We start from the raw sequence: 623 nt of genomic DNA, 5'->3' as shown, positions 1-623 counted from the left end.
GGTGTCACAGGCGGTTCTGGTGTTACAGGAGGCTCAGGATCTGGTTCCGGGATGACGGGCAGTTCCGGTGGAGTATACGGTCCTGCGGGAATTTCACTGGTTAAAAACCAGTTCTGATTGTCGCTTTTTACCACGTTGTAGTCATAGGGACCGGCAACAATGCGACCTTCTTTACTGAAAACGCCCTCTGACAGGCCATCAACCTCTACAATTTTTATCCCTTCCAGAGTATTCGCGCCCAGACCGCCCGCATTGTTGACCATAATGCGGGTACTACCGGAAGTATCACCTTTTACGATGAGTTTATCCGTTACGGAATTATCATCGCCTAATACAGTATGCATGACTAACAGGCCATCATTGGCGGTGTAGTTGCCGTTAATGGTCAGTGTGGTCGGCGTGAACTCGTGACCCTGTTCATACGAAGACAACGTTGTTGTTCCAGCCAGCGTCAGCGTTTTTAACGCCTGCGAATAACTGTTTAAATCGAGATGCCCATCGTTGTCGACAATATAATCGGAGTTGGGGCTGAAGGTATTTTCTTTACCTGCGCGTAGGCTGCCTTTGGTTATATAGGTATTACCGGCATAGTTATTCGAGCCGGATAATGTGGTTGTCCCGGA

General features: G+C 48.8%; 1 protein-coding gene. It reads right to left on the bottom strand.

Going from position 1 to position 623, the window contains the following annotated elements; all coding sequences use genetic code 11:
- On the bottom strand, positions 1–623 hold a 623-nt coding region (locus tag EQY_RS0121880), incomplete at both ends, for an autotransporter outer membrane beta-barrel domain-containing protein (RefSeq protein WP_000310844.1).

The sequence above is a fragment of the Escherichia sp. TW14182 genome, assembly GCF_000208525.1.
Lineage (GTDB): Bacteria > Pseudomonadota > Gammaproteobacteria > Enterobacterales > Enterobacteriaceae > Escherichia > Escherichia ruysiae.
The sequence above is the reverse complement of the archived record's forward strand: the minus strand, read 5'-3'. Positions and strand labels throughout refer to the sequence as shown.